General features: G+C 30.4%; 19 protein-coding genes and 1 CRISPR repeat array. Of the genes, 5 read left to right on the top strand and 14 right to left on the bottom strand.

The features are described from left to right. Nucleotides 1–5: 5 nt before the first annotated feature. Together SSYRP_RS04680 and SSYRP_RS04685 are read right to left on the bottom strand one after the other, a co-directional pair. Nucleotides 6–1574 (bottom strand): TrkH family potassium uptake protein, encoded by a 1569-nt coding sequence (locus SSYRP_RS04680; protein ID WP_016341147.1) that lies wholly within the window; start codon nt 1572–1574, stop codon nt 6–8. Nucleotides 1575–1720: 146 nt separating this feature from the next. Continuing rightward, nucleotides 1721–1930: a hypothetical protein gene (locus SSYRP_RS04685; RefSeq protein ID WP_016341148.1), complete on the bottom strand. Its 210-nt coding sequence runs from the start codon at nt 1928–1930 to the stop codon at nt 1721–1723. A 164-nt stretch (nt 1931–2094) separates the two neighbouring features. Here SSYRP_RS04685 and SSYRP_RS04690 point away from each other — a divergent pair, with 164 nt between their 5' ends. Beyond that, a complete protein-coding gene (locus SSYRP_RS04690) occupies nt 2095–2790 on the top strand; it encodes a potassium channel family protein (RefSeq protein ID WP_016341149.1) in 696 nt (231 codons plus the stop codon). Between the two features lie 7 nt (nt 2791–2797). On the opposite strand, the gene gatB is transcribed toward SSYRP_RS04690, so the two are convergent. From gatB to ptsP, 8 genes are all read right to left on the bottom strand, one after another. Next, on the bottom strand, nt 2798–4240 hold the full coding sequence (gene gatB, locus SSYRP_RS04695; protein WP_016341150.1) for an Asp-tRNA(Asn)/Glu-tRNA(Gln) amidotransferase subunit GatB: 1443 nt from the start codon (nt 4238–4240) through the stop codon (nt 2798–2800). Beyond that, entirely contained in the window at nt 4233–5702 is a 1470-nt protein-coding gene (locus SSYRP_RS04700; RefSeq protein ID WP_016341151.1) for an amidase family protein, read from the bottom strand. The genes gatB and SSYRP_RS04700 overlap by 8 nt, the downstream gene beginning before the upstream one ends. Nucleotides 5703–5704: 2 nt before the next feature. Then, nucleotides 5705–5995 carry an Asp-tRNA(Asn)/Glu-tRNA(Gln) amidotransferase subunit GatC gene (gene gatC, locus SSYRP_RS04705; protein ID WP_041614506.1) on the bottom strand — a complete coding sequence of 97 codons (291 nt, stop codon included), beginning with the start codon at nt 5993–5995 and terminating at the stop codon, nt 5705–5707. Nucleotides 5996–6001: 6 nt separating this feature from the next. Further along, entirely contained in the window at nt 6002–8005 is a 2004-nt protein-coding gene (gene ligA, locus SSYRP_RS04710) for an NAD-dependent DNA ligase LigA (protein ID WP_016341153.1), read from the bottom strand. A gap of 27 nt (nt 8006–8032) precedes the next feature. Then, nucleotides 8033–9649, bottom strand: a complete 1617-nt coding sequence (locus tag SSYRP_RS04715) for a hypothetical protein (RefSeq protein ID WP_016341154.1) — start codon at nt 9647–9649, stop codon at nt 8033–8035. Between the two features lie 103 nt (nt 9650–9752). Next, a complete protein-coding gene (locus tag SSYRP_RS04720; protein ID WP_016341155.1) occupies nt 9753–10232 on the bottom strand; it encodes a PTS sugar transporter subunit IIA in 480 nt (159 codons plus the stop codon). Between the two features lie 102 nt (nt 10233–10334). Continuing rightward, nucleotides 10335–10613 carry a hypothetical protein gene (locus SSYRP_RS04725; RefSeq protein WP_016341156.1) on the bottom strand — a complete coding sequence of 93 codons (279 nt, stop codon included), beginning with the start codon at nt 10611–10613 and terminating at the stop codon, nt 10335–10337. A gap of 74 nt (nt 10614–10687) precedes the next feature. Continuing rightward, the gene (gene ptsP / locus SSYRP_RS04730) at nt 10688–12418 is read right to left on the bottom strand and encodes a phosphoenolpyruvate--protein phosphotransferase (protein ID WP_016341157.1); all 1731 of its coding nucleotides are present in this window, start codon (nt 12416–12418) and stop codon (nt 10688–10690) included. Nucleotides 12419–12622: 204 nt separating this feature from the next. Between ptsP and SSYRP_RS04735 the strand changes: the two genes are divergently transcribed. Genes SSYRP_RS04735 through glpK form a run of 4 tightly spaced genes read left to right on the top strand, consistent with a single transcriptional unit; the run spans nt 12623 to nt 16476 of the window. After that, entirely contained in the window at nt 12623–12943 is a 321-nt protein-coding gene (locus SSYRP_RS04735; RefSeq protein WP_016341158.1) for a hypothetical protein, read from the top strand. 55 nt (nt 12944–12998) lie between these two features. Then, on the top strand, nt 12999–13748 hold the full coding sequence (locus SSYRP_RS04740) for an MIP/aquaporin family protein (protein WP_016341159.1): 750 nt from the start codon (nt 12999–13001) through the stop codon (nt 13746–13748). 24 nt (nt 13749–13772) lie between these two features. Continuing rightward, the gene (gene glpO / locus SSYRP_RS04745) at nt 13773–14948 is read left to right on the top strand and encodes a type 2 glycerol-3-phosphate oxidase (protein WP_041614508.1); all 1176 of its coding nucleotides are present in this window, start codon (nt 13773–13775) and stop codon (nt 14946–14948) included. A 16-nt stretch (nt 14949–14964) separates the two neighbouring features. Beyond that, entirely contained in the window at nt 14965–16476 is a 1512-nt protein-coding gene (gene glpK / locus SSYRP_RS04750; RefSeq protein ID WP_016341161.1) for a glycerol kinase GlpK, read from the top strand. 51 nt (nt 16477–16527) lie between these two features. Here glpK and SSYRP_RS04755 read toward each other — a convergent pair whose 3' ends face one another. The 4 genes from SSYRP_RS04755 to cas1 form a co-directional block, all read right to left on the bottom strand. Further along, nucleotides 16528–16992 carry a lipoprotein gene (locus SSYRP_RS04755; protein WP_016341162.1) on the bottom strand — a complete coding sequence of 155 codons (465 nt, stop codon included), beginning with the start codon at nt 16990–16992 and terminating at the stop codon, nt 16528–16530. Nucleotides 16993–17102: 110 nt separating this feature from the next. Next, nucleotides 17103–18922: a CRISPR direct-repeat array (repeat unit 36 nt; unit sequence GTTATATTCTACAATAAAATGACAGCCGACTAAAAC). A 27-nt stretch (nt 18923–18949) separates the two neighbouring features. Continuing rightward, on the bottom strand, nt 18950–20119 hold the full coding sequence (locus SSYRP_RS04760) for an OLD family protein (RefSeq protein WP_016341163.1): 1170 nt from the start codon (nt 20117–20119) through the stop codon (nt 18950–18952). 1 nt (nt 20120) lies between these two features. Next, nucleotides 20121–20453, bottom strand: a complete 333-nt coding sequence (gene cas2, locus SSYRP_RS04765) for a CRISPR-associated endonuclease Cas2 (RefSeq protein WP_201763889.1) — start codon at nt 20451–20453, stop codon at nt 20121–20123. Then, nucleotides 20440–21381, bottom strand: coding sequence for a type II CRISPR-associated endonuclease Cas1 (gene cas1 / locus SSYRP_RS04770; protein WP_016341165.1), 942 nt, complete (start codon nt 21379–21381; stop codon nt 20440–20442). Before cas1 ends, cas2 begins: the two co-directional genes overlap by 14 nt. Nucleotides 21382–21477: the final 96 nt, after the last annotated feature.

Below are 21477 nucleotides of genomic sequence, written 5' to 3' on the forward strand. Positions count from 1 at the left end.
TTTTTTTAACCAATAACAATGTTTTCTTCAACATAACTATATTCTTTTTTCCCTGTTCCTCGTACTGATACTAATAATGTTGATGAAACTCCTAATTGTCCAATAAACATTAACAGAATTAAAACTAACGTACTAAAAACTCCTAGACCATACATCTCGGTAAAGGAAAAGGCACTTAATCCTACTGTCCCAAAGGCACTACAAATTGTAAATAAAACATTTAAGAAGTTTAAATGGGGATTTTCAGCACAAATAATTGTAACAGCTAGGCCAACAAGCATGCCGGAAATTACCGTGACAACTAATGCCCGTTTGACCGTTTCATTGGGGATTTTCCGTTTAAAGACGTTAACACTGTCATTATTCCGGATAACCGATCAAATTGCTAAAATAATAATCGCAAAGGTTGTTGTCCGAATCCCTCCAGCTGTTGAACTGGGAGCAGATCCAATAAACATCATCATCGACATAATTGCCCGCGATCCGGGTAAGAATTTGGTCATATCAACAGTTGAAAAACCAGCATTCCGCGTTGACATGGTATTAAAAAAGACATTCATAAAACCATTCCAATTTGATGATGCTTGCGCTAAAATTGATTCTCCTGGAGCATTAATATTAACAAATTCAATTAACCAAACACCAAAAACTCCGACAAAGGAAATTAGAACATAGGTAATAAAGTTAATTTTAGTAAATAAACTAAATTTAACATTTTCCTTATTTTTTCAGGCAATAATTTTACGTTTTAAATCATAAAAAGTTGGGAACCCTAAACCACCAATAACAAATTCAAATAAAAAGATAAATTGCATAAAATAGTTACCATTATATGGCATTAACGATGAGTTTCCAATAATATCAAACCCAGCATTATTAATTGCTGATACGGAGTGAAAAACCCCACTTCATAAACTATTTCAAAAATCATGGTAAGTAACATTATCAATCATATGTTCCCCCGCTGTTGATCCTGGTGAAAAATAAAAATTAAAAAATAGTAGCACTGCGGCAATAAACTCAATGATAACTAAAAAAATAAAACTATTTTTAATTAAATCCATTGTTTGACCAAAGTTACTGCTTCCGCGTTCCCCTTGGACTAATTGACGATCTTTAATTGAGATCCGACGCCCTAATAAAACAAGCAACATTACTTTAAATGTTAAAACTCCAAAACCACCAATTTGGATTAGAACAATAATTATAAATTGGCCAAAAAAAGTATAATCAGCGGCAGCATTAGCAATTGATAATCCGGTATCAGAAAAAGCACTTGAAGCGGTAAATAATCCTACTAAGAAATTCCACTGAAAATTATATTCCCCAATGATTTCTCCCCAAGGATCATAAACAATGCGATTCCCAACAACAATCCCCGGAACAGATAATAGAAAACCGGTAATAAAAACAACTAAAACATAGATTAAAAATAGTTTTCCAGCGACTTTTGAAAACGGTAAAAAATGAAAGCGTGAGCGGGTGATTGGAGCAGCAGTATCTTCACCCTTGCCTTTACTTGGTTCATGCTTTCTTTTAAAAATATTTTTAAAAAATTGCTGATAAATCTGCATTAATTTATACCCCTTACCATCTCTATTTATTAATAACATTATACTACAAGGTCTTAATAATATCCGTATTAGTTAATAAAATAGCACTAAATCATTTTTTAAACAAAAATTCTCAATAAAGTTTTGCTTTATTGAGAATTTTAAAATTATTTTTCATAGTATTTAAATCAAAATTTTTCCGGCCCAATCCGCTGATAATCTTCAATCATTTTTGGGGTTAAATCATACATACAAGTTGAACAACAACTTTGGTGTTCCTCAGTTGGTTCTCCACATAATACACAAGGGAAAATATCTGGGGCATTAAATTGGCGGCGAAAATGCGCTAAAATTTTTTCTTTATCATTTCTGGTCATAAAATTAATCCTTTCCTCTTTTAAAAAGTTATTATGAATTAATATTACTAATCTTATTTTACCCCATTTTTCCGTAAATGTTAAGGGCCTAATCTTCGTGATATTTTTGCCTAAAAAAGTAAAAAATAGTATAATGTTTATACTAGAAATTGAGGAGATAACAAATGGCACGAAAAAAAAGTTTTGCAATTATCGGGATTAATAATTTTGGGCAAGCAATTGTTGATACATTAATTCAGAAAAAACAGCATATTATGGTTTTTGATATTGACCAAACAAAAATTAATAATATGGTGGCAAGTTATGAGCAAGTTGATGGTGTAGCGTTAGATACAACTATTAAAGCTAATTTAATTGAGCAAGGAATGGAACAATATGATACGGTAATTGTGACAATGGCGACAAATATTGAGGCAAGTATTCTAACAATCATTAGTTTACAAGATATTGGTGTTGTTAATATTATTGCGAAAGCAAAAGATTCTCGTCACACAAGAATCTTAAAGGCATTAGGAATCACTAATATTGTTCAACCAGATGTAATGGCTGGGCATATGACTGCTTCAAAAGCATTATTTGATGTTGATATTGAAATTCAAACAGTTGATGAAAACTATGCATCAGTTTCAATTATTGTTACTGAACCTTCAATTGAAGGACAATCATTACTAGATTTACGTTTAATTAACAACAAGGACTATAATATTGTCCATGTTAAAAGAAAAGGCCGAATTATTTTGCCAGCTGATGTTGATACATTAAAATTAGGAGATGAATTATTAGTTATTTCAAAAATTAATGCAATTAACGATTTAGTAATTAAACTGCAAACAACCGACAATGAAAAAGATGGAAAGTAATTTCCATCTATTTTTTTTGATTTTTAACAATTAACTCTTCGACAACTTTTTGGCCAATTTCTGGCGCTACTTGCCCTTTTGTTAACTTCATTAATTCTCCCATAAAGAATTTAATTACCCGTTCTGGGCGATCATCATATTGGGATAACATTTCCCCATTAGCAACAATAATTGGTTCAATAATTGTTGCTATTTCAGCTGGGTCAGTAATTTGTTTTAAACCTAATTTATCAACTAAACTTTTTGGACTGACATTTTCTTTTAATAAAATTGGTAAAATTGTCTTAACATGTTTTGTTGAAATCGTATTATCAGAAATTAAATTTAACATTTCTGCTAACTGTTCGGGTTGCAAAGTAATTTGTCCTCAAGTTAAACCATTTTGATTTAAATAACCTTGAATATCACCAATTAAATAATTCGCTAACATTGCATAATTTGTTGTTTGACTAGCAGTTAATTCAAAAAAGCGCATTAAATTATAATCTTGTAGAATAACTTCAATTTCGGTTTCTTTTAACTGAAAATCTTTCTGATAACGAACCCTTTTTGCCGCTGGTAATTCTGGAATTTGTTTAATGACATCATTAATTCATTCTGGGGCTAACTTAATTGGGAAAATATTAGGTTCTGAAAAATATTTATAATCGGTGGCATCAGTTTTTTTCCGCATTAAAACCGTTGATTTTGTTTTTTCATCAAAACGACGAGTTTCTTGCTCAACCGTTCCTCCCGTTAATAAAATTTGTGATTGACGGTTAATTTCATACTCAATTGCTTTTTCAACATTTGCCAAGGAATTTAAGTTTTTTAATTCAACTTTATTCCCATATTGTTTACTCCCAAAGGGACGTAAGGAAATATTAACATCACAACGTAATGATCCTTCATTCATTTTGGCATCACTAATATTTGCATATAATAAAATTTCCCGTAATTGCTCTAAATATTTACGAACTTGATAACTTGTTCGTAAAACTGGTTCTGTCACAATTTCAATCAACCCAATTCCAGCGCGATTATAATCTAATAAGGTTTTATCTTCATAATGTAATTGTTTAGCCGTATCTTCTTCAATGTGTAAACGTTCAATTTTAACAACAACAGGAGTATTATCTTCATCAATAATTGTTAGATGTCCTCTTTTTCCAATTGGATAATATTGTTGGGTAATTTGGAATCCTTTTGATAAATCTGGATAGTAGTAATTTTTTCGATCAAATTGGACAATTGGGTCAATTTCAAGGTGCAAAGCATGACAAGCAATTAAAGCTAGCTCAACTCCTTTTTTATTAACGGTTGGCATTACACCAGGATATCCAAGATCCATAATATTAACTTTCGTATTTGGGGTTGCCCCATAACTAACTGGCCCCGGAGAAAACATTTTTGTTGTTGTTTTTAATTCAACATGATTTTCAATTCCAATAACAACTTCAAAATTATTCATTATCTTCTCCTCCTGGGGCAACAAGATTTTTTAACCCCGTAATTTCTTCGATTAATAAGCTAGCATTTAAAACAATTTGATCAGCAAACGGTTTGGCATTAATATTTACCCCCACTGGTAAACCATCAACTAATGTTAACGGCACAGTAATTGATGGATTACCCATCATATTTGCTAAAACTAACAAATCATCAAAATAAAATTCTAAATCTTCCTCTGTTAAAGTATGTGCTTTAACATCGCTAATTTTTGGTGCTACTGTTGTTGCTGATGGTAGCAATAAAATATCATAATTAGCAAAAACTTTTGTTAATTCATCAACAATTAAACGACGAACTCGTTTTGCTTTTAAAAATAATAAGGTCTGGTTATCTTTTGATAAGGCATATGATCCAATTGCATAACGACGTTTAACAACACGACCAAAACCACTAACCCGCGAATTAATCATAACATCTTCATATGTTTCACCTGGAACACGAAGACCAAAATTAATTCCATCTAACGCTGAATGGGTACTAATTGCTTCGGCATAAGAAATAATCATATAAACTGGTAATAATGTTTTTAATAACTGTTCTGGGAATGTTGCTTCACAAATTTCTACCCCTTGTTCTCTTAATTTTACAAATAACTCATTAAAAGCTGTTTTTAATTCTGGTGATAATTGCTTATGAACAAACGGAAAATACGCAAACTTTTTCCCTTTTAAATCGGTTGTTAAGTTTTGATAATAATCTTTTTCTGAACTAGCCAATGATGTTGCATCTTGGTGATCATTTTTTGCTAAATAATCTAAAATGATGGCACTATCAACAACAGAACGGGTAAAATAACCAACTGTATCTAATGATGGTGCATATGGGATAACCCCAAAGCGTGAAATTAAACCATAACTAGGTTTAAAACCAACAATTCCACAATAACTAGCTGGTTTACGAACTGAATCTCCTGTATCTGTTCCCAGAGCAAATGGGACAACTCCACTTGCGACTAAAGCTGCTGAACCAGATGATGAACCCCCGGTAATTCTTATTAAATCTCATGGGTTTAAAACATCCCCCGTATAGGCATAAAGACCATGGCCACCCATTCCTAATTCATCTAAAGCCGTTTTTGCGACTAAAATAGCTTGTTCTTTTTTTAATAACTCTGTTACAGTTGATTCATATGTAGGAACAAAATTACTTAAAATTTTTGAACTAGCAGTTGTTAAAATTCCCTTTGTCGCAAAATTATCTTTCGCTACATAAGGAATCGCCGCTAAAAAATCCCCTGGTAAAATTGGGCTATTATCTAATTGCGCGGCAAAATTTGTTGCGATTGTTTCTAATTCTGTTACAGTTGCATTTAAAACTTGATATTTTTTTAATTTGGCAATACTATCTTTAATTACCGCTGAAGGGGTAATTTCTTTTGCCACTAATTTTTCATGTAATTCTTTTACTGTATAATTCTTCATCTCTATTTTACGACCTTATTAATTACAATATAATCCCCTTCTGCAACTGGTGCTAATGCTAAAATATCTTTTTGTTGTTCAGCAATTGGCTCAACATCTTCGCGTAAATAATCAACGGTTAAATTATAAGGAAAATGCATTGAATGAACATTTGTTGTGTCAATTTTTTGCACTAAATCCATTTGTTTTAAAATCACATCAAATTCATTTTTTAATTTCTCTAATTCTTCCGCCCCAAAATCTAGCATAATATCATTTGCTAATTGTTTTAACTGTTCTGTTGTCATCTTCATTACTTCCTATTCTCCTCCTTCAATTAGGTTGATAAAATCTATCTCACTAATTATTTTAACATTTAATTTTGCTGCTTTTAATAATTTGCTACCCCCATCTGTTCCGGCTAACAAATAAGTTGTTTTACTACTAATACTATCAGAAACATGGCCCCCATAATTTTCAATTAATTCTTTAAAATATTCCCGCGGTTTTGATAATGTCCCCGTAATAACAAAGCGCTGATTTTCTAATTTTTGAACAACAAAACTATCACTTTTTAAATACTTAACATTAACATTGTGGTTAATTAATTTGCTAATTTCTTCAACATTATTTGGGACATTAAAATAGTCAACTACACTAGTTGCAACAATTGGCCCAACATCATTAATTACTGATAACATTTCAACTGTTGCGTTTTGAATTGCGTTAATTGTTTGAAATTTTTTTGCCAATAATTGGGCTGTTTTTTGGCCAACATGACGAATTCCTAAGGCAAATAACAATCGTTCTAATGACTTTTCTTTTGAGCGATTAATTGAGTCAATCATATTTTGAAAAGATTTCTCACCAAAATTATCTAATTCAATAATCTCATTACGATAATTTTCTAATAAATATAAATCACTAAAGCTTTTTAAATATCCCAAATCAAATAAACGATTGATAATCTTTTCACTAACACCTTCAATATTCATTGCATTGCGAGAACAAAAATGTTCTAATCCCCGGGTAATTTTTTTTGGACATAAAGAATTAACACAATATTGGTCAACTTCATCATCGGTTTTTTCTAATCAGTTAGCACAATCAGGACATTTTTTAGCCATCGTTCATTTAACTGTCTCTTCTGGTCGTCGATCAAGTAACGGCTGAATTACTTCAGGAATAATATCACCCGCTTTTTTTAATTCAACATAATCACCAATCCGAATATCGCGTTTGATAATAAAATCACCATTATGTAATGTTGCCGCGCGCACAATTGTCCCAGCAATGCGAACAGGTTCTAAAACAGCATTATAGGTAATTTTGCCAGTTCGTCCAACACTAGGAAAAATATCAACTAATTTTGTTGTAACAATTTCAGCGGGAAACTTATAAGCAACTGCTCACTTCGGATTTTTAGCGGTATAACCAATTCGATTATATAATTTAAAATCATTAACTTTAATGACAATTCCATCAATCTCATAACCTAATTGATGACGTAAATCTTGATATTTTTGAATATAATTTCATACTTCATCAACGTTATGACATAATTGATATTCTTTATTGGTTTTAAATTTTAATCCCTCTAAATGTTTTAAAGCTTCATACTGGGTTGGAATCCCATCTTCAATGGCATTAACATAATAATATAAAAAGGCATCTAAGTTTCGTTTTTGCACAATTGTTGAATCTAATTGCCGTAACGTTCCAGCGGCAGCATTACGAGGATTAGCAAATAGTGGTTCATCCTTCGCCGCTCGCTCAGCATTAATTTTATTAAATTCTTCTAATGATAAGTAGACTTCCCCACGAACAATCAAATTAGGTTGGGCTACTTTTAAAGGAATAGATTTAATTTTTTTAATATTAGTTGTCACATCTTCTCCCGCAATACCATCACCTCGTGTTGCCCCCATTACTAATAGATGATTTTGATAAACTAATGAAATTGATAAGCCATCAATTTTTAATTCACAAGTATAATCAATTGCTGATAGGCCCGTTAATTCTTTAATTTGTTCATCAAAATGAACTAAATCTTCATAGTTAAAAGCATTCCCTAAACTTAACATTGGACTCGTATGGAAATATTTACTAAACTTTTCACTAACTGTCCCTGATACGCGTTGAGTTGGGGAATCAAGGGTAATTAAAGCCGGAAATTCTTGTTCTAAAGCAATTAATTCTTGCATTGCCCGGTCATATTCTTGATCAGAAACACTAGGATTATCAAGAACGTAATATTGATAATTCCATTCTTCTAACGATTGTTTTAATTCTTCAATTCTGCTTTGCGCTGCTGCTTGGTTCATTGTTTTTCCTCCATTGTATTTTAATAGTTATTTTTGCTTGTAATTAATCTGCTTTTGCTGTTTTTGCTGCGGTTTTCAAGTAATTTTTTTAAATTGTTTAATTTTAATGGCATAAACAGACGTATTAATGGCAACTAAAATCGCCACAATAAAGACGGTTGCATTATTTAATAAAGCCCGGTCATTAAAGAGCCAAATTAAGAAACGACCAACTAAGGGGTTAAAGAAAGTAACCGTTAAAATTGCCAACATATTAATTGAGGTTTTAGCTGAAAAATTGGGAATTCGTTCCATAAAGAAAATTCATAATAATCCAAACCCAAGAAAAATAAAGGAAATAATTAAGAAAATACTATTAGCTAAGTCCTTAATTTTTGCTAATCCTAACTGAGTATAAATTGAGGAAGCAATTGCTTCAAGATTTCAAAAATCAAGTTTAATTTTTCCTGAAGCTAATAAAATTAAAACAGAAGCAATTGTAAATAAACTTGGGATAACAAAAATTAAAACCCGATTATGGCTATAAATTGCCTTCTCAATTTCAAAAATCCGTGCATAATTCCGATATAGTAAAATCGATAAAATAATCATAATTAACATTAACCCTAAGAAAACAAAAATTAATCAAATTGTCCCATATCAAATATTATAGAAAATGAAACAAATTGTTGGGAAAATCGTAAATTTTACTAAATCCTTTAAAAAATTTACTTGGTACTTCAACATTGTAATTCAACCGCTAACATAAACTAAGAAAAGAATAATATAAGTAGCATCTCAGTCAAAGGTAATATAACTTGTAAAAATAATTCCAATGATCCAGGGCATATTACGATTGCGATACTCAGCATTAGTATAAATACTTAAAATAATAAAAATAACAAAAAATAAGTTTGTAATCATATTTTCGGGGTGCCAGGCATCATAACCAAAATAATAAATTAGGAGTTTGGAACCCATTAAAATTAGGAGGGAAAAAAACCCACTAACTAAATTGTTATTATTTTTACGTGAAAAATTATTTAATAGCGTAACAAATAATGCCGCAAACACCATCGCATCTAATATATCTAATAAATTTAAGATAATTTCATTCGGATCTAAGTTAGTAATTGTAAATCACATTGAAACATTCGTAAACCATCCCAATGAGGCTAAAGCTCTGGTATTACCAATAATAACACTAGGGTCTAAGACAAATTTAGTTAAATCTTTTTGATCACGGGTAAAGAAAGTTAAAATATAACTAGTATTTAGATTTTGACCGGCCGGCGAAATAAAGTAGTTTTTAAGATAATAAACTACAATAAAAATCGCCATCGCAAACAAAAAAATGGCATGGTTTTTATCTAATAAACGAATATTAAATCAAAACCGAATTAAAATTAAGAGGACTAAGGAATAAAGGACATTAATAGCCCCTAGTAAATAAACTAGGAAAATATAACGTAAATCCGGAATTAATTGAAACGGCATTAAAAAGAGCGAAACAACAGCAAAATAAAAGAAAAAACCAATAATCATCCCAAAATATATATTTTTTGTTCGTAATTTTAGCATTTCTGTTAAAACTGCCCCTGTTGAGGAAAAAATCCAATAATAATATATTGAAAAAGCAATCGCAATAAAGATTAGTTTAACCATTGAATTAATTTCCTTTCTTTTTAACAATTATAGCAAAAAGTGTCGTAAAAAGGATAATTGCCAAAAAATAAAAAAATCTTATTAATAAGATTTTTTTATCTGGTTATTCAACAACAGCGACAACTTCACCTTGTTTAACTTTTCCAGTTTTTAAAAGTTTAATTGTATGATTACCAATTGCATCTGGTGTGAAAACAATTGGAGTGTCTAAACTTGGGACTTTATCTTTAATTTGGCTTAAATTAACTTCACACAATAAGTCTCCTTGTTTAACATTATCATCTTGTTTAACTTTAATGTTAAAACCTTCACCATTTAATGAAACTGTATCCATTCCAATGTGTAATAACATTTCAACTCCGCTTGCATGTTTAATTCCATAAGCATGACCAGTTGGAAAAACTGTCATTAATTTTCCAGTCATTGGGGCTAAAAAGTTTCCGGCACTTGGTTTAATTCCAAAACCATCTCCTAACATTTTTTGTGAAAATACTTCATCATTAACATCGTCTAATTTAATTATTTCACCATCAACTGGGGCAATAATTTCAATCTCTTTACTTTTTTTTGTAAACAATCCCATTTTGAATTATCCCTTTCTAAATTCTTGAAATATACTTTAAGTATACTATAAAATTTAGAATTACGAGGACAAATTTGCAAATAACTTTGCTAACTATTTTTGCTAACTGCCATAAACATTTGGGGTCATAATAACAAGACCTTCAATCATAACAACAACAGAAGCTAACAGACATAGCGAAAAAATTAATAAAATAATTAAGGCTTTATTTTTAACTAACAGTTTTTTTACGCTAATTTTTTGTTTTGAATCAACAGCAACTCCTGTTGGGGTCTGCTTAATTCTTTGATGGCGTTCTCAACAATACCATAATCCACTAACTAAAGTTAAAACACCAAAAACAGCCACTAGAATGAGGGCAATTAATAAGGTTGTATTCATTGGATTTACATCTCCTAACTTAAAAATAAAAAAACACTACTTTAATATAGTGTAATTTTAACGAAATTATTTAATTATTGCAATGCTTCTTTTGTTGCGGCTTCAACTAACGCTAAAACTTCATCATTTGTTTCGCACATAATTGCTTGCTCAACTAATTTTTCCATTGCTGATACTTCTAATTTACTAATAATTCGACGAGCATTTAAAATACTTGTCGCTGACATTGAGAAGTAATCTAACTTCATTCCCATTAATAATGGAATTGCCGCCGCTTCTCCGGCCATTTCGCCACACATTCCAACTCATTTTCCTGCTTGGTGTGCTCCGTCAATAATTGATTTAATTAATCGTAAAATTGATGGATTATATGGTTGGTATAAGTACGACACAAATTGGCTCATACGGTCAGCAGCCATTGTATATTGAATTAAATCGTTTGTTCCAATTGAGAAGAAATCAGCATATTTTGCAAATTGATCAGCAATTACTGCCGCGGCTGGGATTTCCATCATCATTCCGATTTCAACATCATCAGCAACTTTATGTCCTTCTTGCACTAATTTTGCTTTTTCTTCTAAAACAATTGCTTTCGCTGCTTTAAATTCATCAACGGTTGCAATCATTGGGAACATAATTCCTAAATGGCCATAAACACTTGCACGTAATAATGCTCTTAATTGTGTTCGGAATACGTCTTCTTTATCTAAACATAAACGAATTGCTCGATATCCTAAAAATGGATTCATTTCATGTGGGAATTCAAAGTATGATAATGTTTTATCTCCCCCAATGTCTAATGTTCGAATAATAACAGCTTTCCCTTGCATATTTTCTAACACTTCTTTATAAGCTACAAATTGTTCTTCTTCGGTTGGGAAGTGATCATTATCCATGTATAGGAATTCACTACGGAATAACCCAATTCCTTCACCCCCATTGTCTAATACCCCGTGAACGTCTTTTGGTGATCCAATATTTCCTTCTAAAACAAATTTTGTGTAACCATCTTTTGAAACAGTTGCTTTATCTTTAAAAGTTAATAGTTCCCCTTGTTGTTCAGCAAATTTAGCACGAGCAGCTGTTCATTCAGCAATTTCATTATCACTTGGGTTTAAAATAACAACTCCCGTTTCACCATTAATCATAATATTTTCATGGTGTTTAGTTTGACTTGTAATTGTTTTTAATCCTAAAACTGCAGGGATTTCTAAGCTACGCGCCATAATTGCGGCATGGCTTGTTCTTCCTCCCATATCACAGGCAAATCCTTTGGCAAATTTTGGATCTAATTGTGCTGTTTGTGATGGTGTTAAATCATCAGCAACAATAATAACTTCTTCATTAATTGTTGCTAAGTCTAATACTGGAACATTTAATAAATATTTAATTAAACGGTCAGTAACATCTTTGATATCAGCGGCACGTTCTTTAAAATATGGATCATCCATTCCACTAAACATCGCAATAAATTTTTGGGCAACTGTGTGAATAGCAAAAGCGGCATTATTTTGATCATTATTAATCATTGCTTTTGCATCATCAATCATTGCTGGGTCATTTAAAATTTGGCCATGAGCTTCAAAAATAGCTGCTTTTTCTGCTCCTAATTTTTCTAAAGTAATTTCTTGTAATCTAGTAATATCAGCACTAGCTTTTGTCATTGCTGCTTCTAATTTTGCAATTTCAGCAGTTGTATCATTAACATTTTCTTCAGGAATAAGATATTTTGGTTCTTCTAATTTAAAAACTTTGGCGATCGCAATCCCTTGACTAGCACCAATTCCTTGCATTTTATTTGACATATTTTTTCTCCTCTTTTATTTAAAAATTTTCACTTCATTTTTATTATAAACGAAAAAACAAAAGTTGAATAATTTTATTTTATTTCTTACACCCTTTTCAATTGAATCAAAATACCTTACAATATAATAAAATAACAATTAATTTACCACCCGTCTTAATAACTAACAATAAAAAATTGAAAATTGCACAAGGAGGAGTCCTGAATGGAAACAGAAATTTACCAAAAAGTTATTACCTGTTTAGAAAATATTCGTATGCATTTAAAAATTAGTCAGCTTGAATTTGCGGCTTTTTTATCCTTAACGCGCGAAGGTTATCGCCTTGCGATTGCCAAAGATACTAATCGTCATAAACCATACATTAAACTTGATCTTATTCATATTTTTAGTGCGATTCTTTTTAATCTTGAAAATTATCAATTATGACGAGAAAATTTAACAATTATTCAGCAAGAAATTAATAGTTGTTTTGCCAATTATTATCTGCAGTTATTAGCGCTTTCCCCCGTTGCTAAGAATTCTTAGCAAACTTAAGCCCCCGAAAATGTTATAAAAAAGATAGAAAGGAGAATTAATCATTATGGAAGAAACAAGATTATTCTTACAACATTTTGGTCTAGAATTTTTCGGGACAATGTTGTTAATTATTTTAGGAAATGGTGTTGTTGCTAATACAATTCTGAAAAAAACAAAGGGAAATGGTCAAGGTTTTTTTGCAATTACTGCTGGATGAGGTTTTGCCGTTTTAGTCGGGGCAATGGTCGCTAGTGCCCTAAAAGGGGTTGCCCATCTAAACCCTGCTGTAACCTTTGCAATGGTTGTTCAACAAACTTGGTTTAATGCAAACGGATGGTACCTATTACCTGCCCTCTTGCTTGGCCAATTAGTTGGAGCAATTGTTGGTCAAATTATTGTAGACATTTTTTATTGAAAACACATTAAAGATACTGTTACTGACCAACCAGACTTTGTCTTAGCAATCCATTCAACTGGGCCAACTCATAAAAACAATTTTTTCAATTTCTTTGCTGAATTTATTGGGACATTTGTCTTAGTTAGCGCCATTTTAGCAATTGGAAAATATAATACTTTTAGTCTAGGAGCTTGAGGTCCATTATTTGTTGGACTGACAGTCTTTGGAATTGGATTATCATTAGGAGGAACAACTGGTTATGCAATTAACCCAATTCGGGATTTAGCACCTCGGTTAGTACACTTTGTTTTACCACTGAAAAATAAAGGTAGTTCAAACTGAAGTTACAGTTGAGTCCCAGTACTTGCCCCTAGTGCTGCTGGCTTAGTTGGGGGAGCAATCTTTTTACTATTTTAACCAATAAAGCGAGGAGAAGAAATGATGACTAACGAAGAAATTTATGACGTTTGTATTATTGGTGGCGGAGTAATTGGGGCGGCAATTAGCCGTGAATTAAGTCGCTATCATTTAAAAGTAGTTGTTCTTGAAAAAAATAAAAAAGTTGCAATGGAAACTTCGGAAGGAAATTCGGGGGTGATCCATGGAGGATTTGATCCAACACCAGGTAAATTAACAGCAAAGTTAAACCTTGAAGGAAATCATCTCTATCAAGTAATTTTTAAAGAACTAAGTTTTCCCCACCAACAAGTAAATTCATTAGTAATTGCTTTTAATAAAGCCGAACAAGAACAATTAGAATTACTATACCAACGGGGTTTAACAAATCAAGTTAAGCCAGAGCATTTAAAACTACTTGATCAAAAAGAAGTTCATCAACTTGAACCAAATCTTAATCCAGCAGTAATTGGGGGCTTATTATGTACCTCCTCTTATGTTGTTGATCCAGTTGTTTTAACGAAAAGTTTCTTTTCCAATAGTATTAAAAATGGTGTTAATCTTTGTTTAGACCAGTTGGTATCTAGCATTACTTATCAAGATAATTATTTTACAATTACTGCTAAAACAGAAAATGAGATTAAAACATATCATGCCAAATACATTATTAATGCCGCCGGACATTATTGCGATGAAATTGCCGCAATGGCTGGCTATCCTGATTTTCAATTAACAACCTTACGCGGTGAATATTGTGTCTTAGAAAAAAGTGAAGGACACTTAGTAAACAATATTGTTTTTATGGTCCCCACAATTCATGGCAAAGGAGTTATTGTTGCGCCAATGTTAGATGGCCATCTATTAGTTGGCCCAACGGCCCAAGAAGATGTCCCTAAAAATGAAACGCGGTTAGTAACCCCGGCAATGGAACCCCAAATTGGAGCAATTGGCCAGCATATTATTCCAGCAATTAAAATGGAAAAAAATTGCTATCGTTTTGCTGGGTCACGCCCAATTGAACCAGTAACAAAAGATTTTTACTTAGCTAGGGCTCATGCTAATCCAAAATTTATTAATGTTGCTGGAACAAAATCACCGGGACTAAGTTCAGCACCAGCCATTGCAAAATACATTACAACTTTATTAAAAGAAACAGGATTAGATTTAACAGTTAACCCGGCCTTTGACCCAATCCAAAAAGAAATTATTCCAACAATTTAAGAAAGGAGGAATATTAATGGCAAAATATATTATTAGTTTAGATGAAGGAACAACTAGTTGTCGAACATTAATTATTAATCATCAAGGAGAAATTGTTGCTAGTGATGCCTTAGAATTCAGCCAAATTTTCCCGAAAGCGGGGTGAGTTGAACATGATGCTATTGAGATTTGAAACTCCCAGCGAACAACCTTAGTCCAGTCTGTTAATAAAGCTAAAATTAGCGTTGAAGAAATTGTCGGGATTGGAATTACAAATCAACGGGAAACAGTTGTCATGTGAGATCGCCAATCAGGATTACCAATTTATAATGCCATTGTTTGACAAGATCGCCGAACAGCTGACTACTGTGATGAATTAATTAAAGCCGGAAAAAAAGAAATGATTCGGGAAAAAACTGGTTTAATTATAAACCCCTACTTTTCAGCTTCAAAAATCAAATGAATTTTGGATAATGTTGAAGGAGCACGAACTTTAGCGGCAAATAATAATCTAATGTTTGGAACAATTGATACTTGATTAATTTATCGTTTAACTGGGGGGGAAGTCCATATTACGGATTCAACAAATGCTAGTCGTACAATGTTGTTTAATATTCATACCCAAACTTGAGATGAAGAATTATTAGCCCTGTTTGATATTCCAAAAAATATTTTACCGATGGTTAAATCTTCTTCAGAAGTATATGGGTCAACATTCCCAGGACTATTGAGCAAAAAAACTGAAATTCGCATTCCAATTGCTAGTGCAATTGGGGACCAACAAGCTGCGCTATTCGGACAATTATGTTTAGAGCCTGGAGAAGTTAAAAACACTTATGGAACAGGATGTTTTATTTTAATGAATACAGGAGAAACTCCGGTTAAATCAAGTAATGGTCTATTAACAACAATCGCTTTAGACTACAATAATAAAATTACTTACGCCTTAGAAGGATCAGTTTTTGTGGCCGGAGCGGCAATTCAATGATTACGAGATGCTCTAAAAATTATTTATCATGCCAGTGAAACTGATTGATATACTAGTTTAGTAAATGATGACCAACAAGTTTATGTTGTTCCTTCCTTTACTGGTTTAGGTTCACCATATTGGGATTCATATTCACGCGGAGCAATCTTTGGTCTAGAACGTGGAACAAGACGAGAACATCTTGTTAAAGCGACACTAGAATCATTAGCTTATCAATCATATGATGTTATTATGGCAATGGCAGAAGATTTGCAACAAGCGATTAAAACAATTAAAGTTGATGGCGGAGCAAGTCGCAATAATTATTTAATGCAGTTCCAAACTGATATTAGTCAAGTGGAAGTTGTCCGACCAAAAAACATTGAAACAACGGCAATGGGAGCAGCTTTCTTAGCAGGGTTAGCTTTAAATTTCTGAGCATCAATTGATGACATCAAAGATATTTTAATTGTTGACAAAAAATATCAACCAAAATTAGATCAGATAATTGTTAAAAAATTATTAAAAGGTTGAAAAGTTTCGGTAGCACGAACATTTAATTGATTAAAAGATATCGCATAAAAAATAGCCTACCTAGTATGGCTATTTTTTTTATTGTTATATTAAAAATAATTACGACTGTGTTTGTTTCATTGGGGGTAAGATAGTTATCTTTGTTTTTAAATTGTTAGAAAATTGAATTGTATTATTTATATTAAACGAAAGAGTACAACTAACTTCTGAATCAATTATTGCTGAGTATCTTAAATCTCTAATTATTGTAAAATGATAAATCCGTTTATCATATTTATCTTGAACTGGTAGTTCTTCTTTAACCTTTAAATAATCAATATAATGATTATCATTATCATTAAAAAAAGCATTAAATTTTGTTATATTCGTATTGTCATTGACTAAGGCCCCAAAAATTAATGTTGCATAAATATAGTCTTCATCCAATTGAAAATTATATTTATTAAGCACAACTTTATTATTTTCTGAAACATATGGATTTCGATCCGGACCACAAGAAACTGCTAATGACGAGGTAGATGTTATCATGGAAACTGCAGTAAACATTACTAGTAATTTTTTCATTTTATGTCTCCTGACTAACCCTACTCATTTTAATAGTTTTTCAAGAGTATTATATTTTATATTTTTTTAAAAAACAATATTTTTTTAAGTAAAAAGAACTATACTAGTGCGTTATATTCTACAATAAAATGACAGCCGACTAAAACTCTTGTTTTTTTCAACTTTGTAATGATCCAGTTATATTCTACAATAAAATGACAGCCGACTAAAACCAATGTGAATGCTAATCGCTTTAATGGTTTGTTATATTCTACAACAAAATGACAGCCGACTAAAACCAGTGAGTAGCGATAGGGCAGGTAACCCCTGTTATATTCTACAATAAAATGACAGCCGACTAAAACAGTCGGGGAAGTTAAAGTATTCTTTTGTTAGTTATATTCTACAATAAAATGACAGCCGACTAAAACGACCTTATTTGCTGTATAGAAGGTAAATTTGTTATATTCTACAATAAAATAACAGCCGACTAAAACTGCTGTTGTGTGGTGCTGAATGAGTAGGAGGTTATATTCTACAATAAAATGACAGCCGACTAAAACAGTGTGTGCTAATAAGTTGCAATAGATTAAGTTATATTCTACAATAAAATGACAGCCGACTAAAACAATAGCTAACACACTATCAACATATGCTAAGTTATATTCTACAATAAAATGACAGCCGACTAAAACAACTTTTTTTAAGTAGTCCATAAACTCGTCGTTATATTCTACAATAAAATGACAGCCGACTAAAACCGATTGTGGCAATAACACCACCAATCAATAGTTATATTCTACAATAAAATGACAGCCGACTAAAACATTGGCATTACACCATTTAATCTAACTGTAGTTATATTCTACAATAAAATGACAGCCGACTAAAACCATATTTCGTAAGTCGTTAAAGCTTTTCATGTTATATTCTACAATAAAATGACAGCCGACTAAAACAGAAATTACTACTTTAACAAAATTAAGTCGTGTTATATTCTACAATAAAATGACAGCCGACTAAAACCAATTTTATCAATCATATAAACAGTATTTTGTTATATTCTACAATAAAATGACAGCCGACTAAAACTCTCCATAAGTTGTTTCATTCATTGGAATCGTTATATTCTACAATAAAATGACAGCCGACTAAAACAATCTTTATTAAAAGTATTATCCATAATATGTTATATTCTACAATAAAATGACAGCCGACTAAAACTTGTAGTATTTGAATAATCAAATGCTCCAAGTTATATTCTACAATAAAATGACAGCCGACTAAAACTTGACCCTTTTATCTTATCATACTTATTTTGTTATATTCTACAATAAAATGACAGCCGACTAAAACGTATAAGCTACTCCTCCTTGTGAAAAACTAGTTATATTCTACAATAAAATGACAGCCGACTAAAACCTAACTACTTGCTAGTATAGTATGTGATGTGTTATATTCTACAATAAAATGACAGCCGACTAAAACCCCTAATGAAGCTATTATTATGGATGGATTGTTATATTCTACAATAAAATGACAGCCGACTAAAACTAATATCATCAACATCACTTGGCATTAAATGTTATATTCTACAATAAAATGACAGCCGACTAAAACCTGTTGATCCTGTTATATATCTATTGCTTGAGTTATATTCTACAATAAAATGACAGCCGACTAAAACTAACATTTCAAATTGATATTTATCAAATAAGTTATATTCTACAATAAAATGACAGCCGACTAAAACCCACTTTCAATATATGGAACAACATAAGCAGTTATATTCTACAATAAAATGACAGCCGACTAAAACGAAATCTTCAACATAATTATTTATATTTTCGTTATATTCTACAATAAAATGACAGCCGACTAAAACTAAGACCATTGTTTGATCCATATACATCAAGTTATATTCTACAATAAAATGACAGCCGACTAAAACCTCAAATTTATTATATCAAAAAAAGTATTAATTAAATAGCCAATTGCATTTATCAAAAAAAATCTTTATATCATTTTCTAATATAAGTTCTATATCCAAATTTTTTAAGAATAAGTAGACAAAAATTATATTTTCTTTACTTAATTCTAAACAAAACATATCATTTGTAATATTAAACAAATTAATAGCGGATATTTTTAAAAATAATTTTTTACAATTTATAGCATGCAAAATAAAAAACATATTATTTTTTAAATACTTATTTTTTTCAAATACTATATCTTCGTCTGTTAAAACATAACTTAAATCTTTTAGAAAAACTTCATATTCACAACTATCTGAATCTAAAAATGCATAAATAGAAATTGTTTTTGCAACTATTGACTTTATAAATTCAAATGAATTAATTTTATTATTTTTTAAAAATACAACTTGTTCTAATTCATCTATAAAAAAATTATATAAAATTGGGCAATTTGAAGCTAAAATAGTTATGCTTTTTTCATTAATTAAATTTTTAATGTCATTAATTAACTGTCACAAAGAATTAATAGTACCATATAACTCCGGCTGATCAATAATAAAAACTACAGGACGAAGTTTATCATTTATATCACTATATTTAACTAAAATATTTAATAACAATATTCTTAAATGATATGAACTATACTTAGTTGCATCAATTAATAACTCTTCATTATTATAAATATCAAACTTTAATAATTTATCAATAAATCCCTCAATAGAAACATTAGAAAAATTTGATTTTAAAAGTAATGAAGAATTAATTAATGTATTATTATTAGAAATTAAATCAGTTTCTAATAAAAGGAAATTAAATAAATCATTAATTTTCTTAATTAAATCTAAAGTTTGACTATATTTGTTGTTATTTAAAATAATCTCATTTATTGATTTAATTAACTTATTTCGAAAATCTGAAGTTTTGATTAGTTTAATTTCTTCAACTAATTCCATTTTTTCTTTTAAATAAACTACCTGATAATCTCCAAAGCCAATTTGCTTATCATCAATATGAAAAGTACTATCCTTTCCTAAAAAACCATTACTTAATTTATTTAAAAGCCGGGTTTTACCACTATTATTGTCCCCCATTATTAAAAGTTTATTATCATATAATTTAAATGTTTGTATTTCTTTATTTTGATCTTTAAAACTAATTAATTTATATTCCATGTTATAACTCCATCACTGTACTTGTTGTCATATAATTTTCTTGGTAACTTTTACTACCAACTATTATTTTTATTGACTCATACTGCTTTTCTGTGATAACTAAAATACGGATATTGCCCTTTGGAGGTTTATTTAAATCAATTTTGTTATTATTTTTATTAACTTCATCCAAATTTATGCATAATTTACAATAAATTGAATATTGAATCATATAAAATCCATTTTTAATTAAAAATTTATGAAATTTATTATAGTTTTTTAAATCAATTTTTACAATAGTTGGTAAATCATAAAATACTATCATTCTCATTTGACGATACCTACTCTCCTTCACTATTAAGTTCCTCCTCATCGTTATTATTACTATCTTTTAATAAAAGGGACGGTAATTTTAATAAATTTTCATCTTGGTCTTTTAAACAAGAAATAAAACTTTTTATCATATAATTAATTGCATTATTGACATTCATAATTCGTCCATCAATTTCAACTTTTTCATCTAATAATTTAATTAGGGAGATTCTTTGATTATAGGTTAATTTCCCATCTAAAGTATATAAATTTTTAGTAACTCAGTAATCAACTAGTGGGCGTAAAGGTTCTATAAAATCATAGGATAAATTGTAAGGATTTGTTTTTCCAATATGATGAATACCTAAGTGTAAAATCAAACCATATTTAACTAGGGTTCTTGAAATACAGGAAACTAAAATTTTATAGCCATAATTAAGGGCAGAGTTAATTAAATCATCAGTTTGTCGGATAAAAGCACTACCATATAATGTTCTAAAAAAAACTTTAGCACTTAAACCTTCTCTATTTGTTAAATCTCCATTTATTACCTCATTGGAATATTTTTGAAGGATTAAAACAACTTCAAAAAAATCAGTAACATTTTCAAGAACAATTGAAGAATTTCATATCTTCTTTTTTATTATTTCTTTTCATAATTTTTCTTTTAAATCTGCTGTAATTTTAAGTTGCATATTTAAAACTGCATAAGGCTGAAAATGATTTGACATTGATAGTAATAATCCCCTTGGTTCATATATTTCATCACAAAAAACAGCAAAAATATTATATTGACAAATTTTAGCTAATAAATTGCAAGAAACTAGGGTATAGTTATTTTCAAAAATTATTGAATTAATTTCAGTGAAGGCAAATAAAATTTCTTTACCTTCACTATCTGTTACACAAATATTATTATTTTTTACATTAATTTTTTTTGACTTATTAATAATTAGTGTTCTTCAAGACATAATCTTTCTTAACCTAAAATAAAGAAAAACCACCTAAAAATAGGTGGTTTTTCTCGGTCTTTATAAGGATGACCCTCCTACACGACTAAGCGTTTA

Source organism: Spiroplasma syrphidicola EA-1, from assembly GCF_000400955.1.
Lineage (GTDB): Bacteria > Bacillota_I > Bacilli_A > Mycoplasmatales > Mycoplasmataceae > Spiroplasma > Spiroplasma syrphidicola.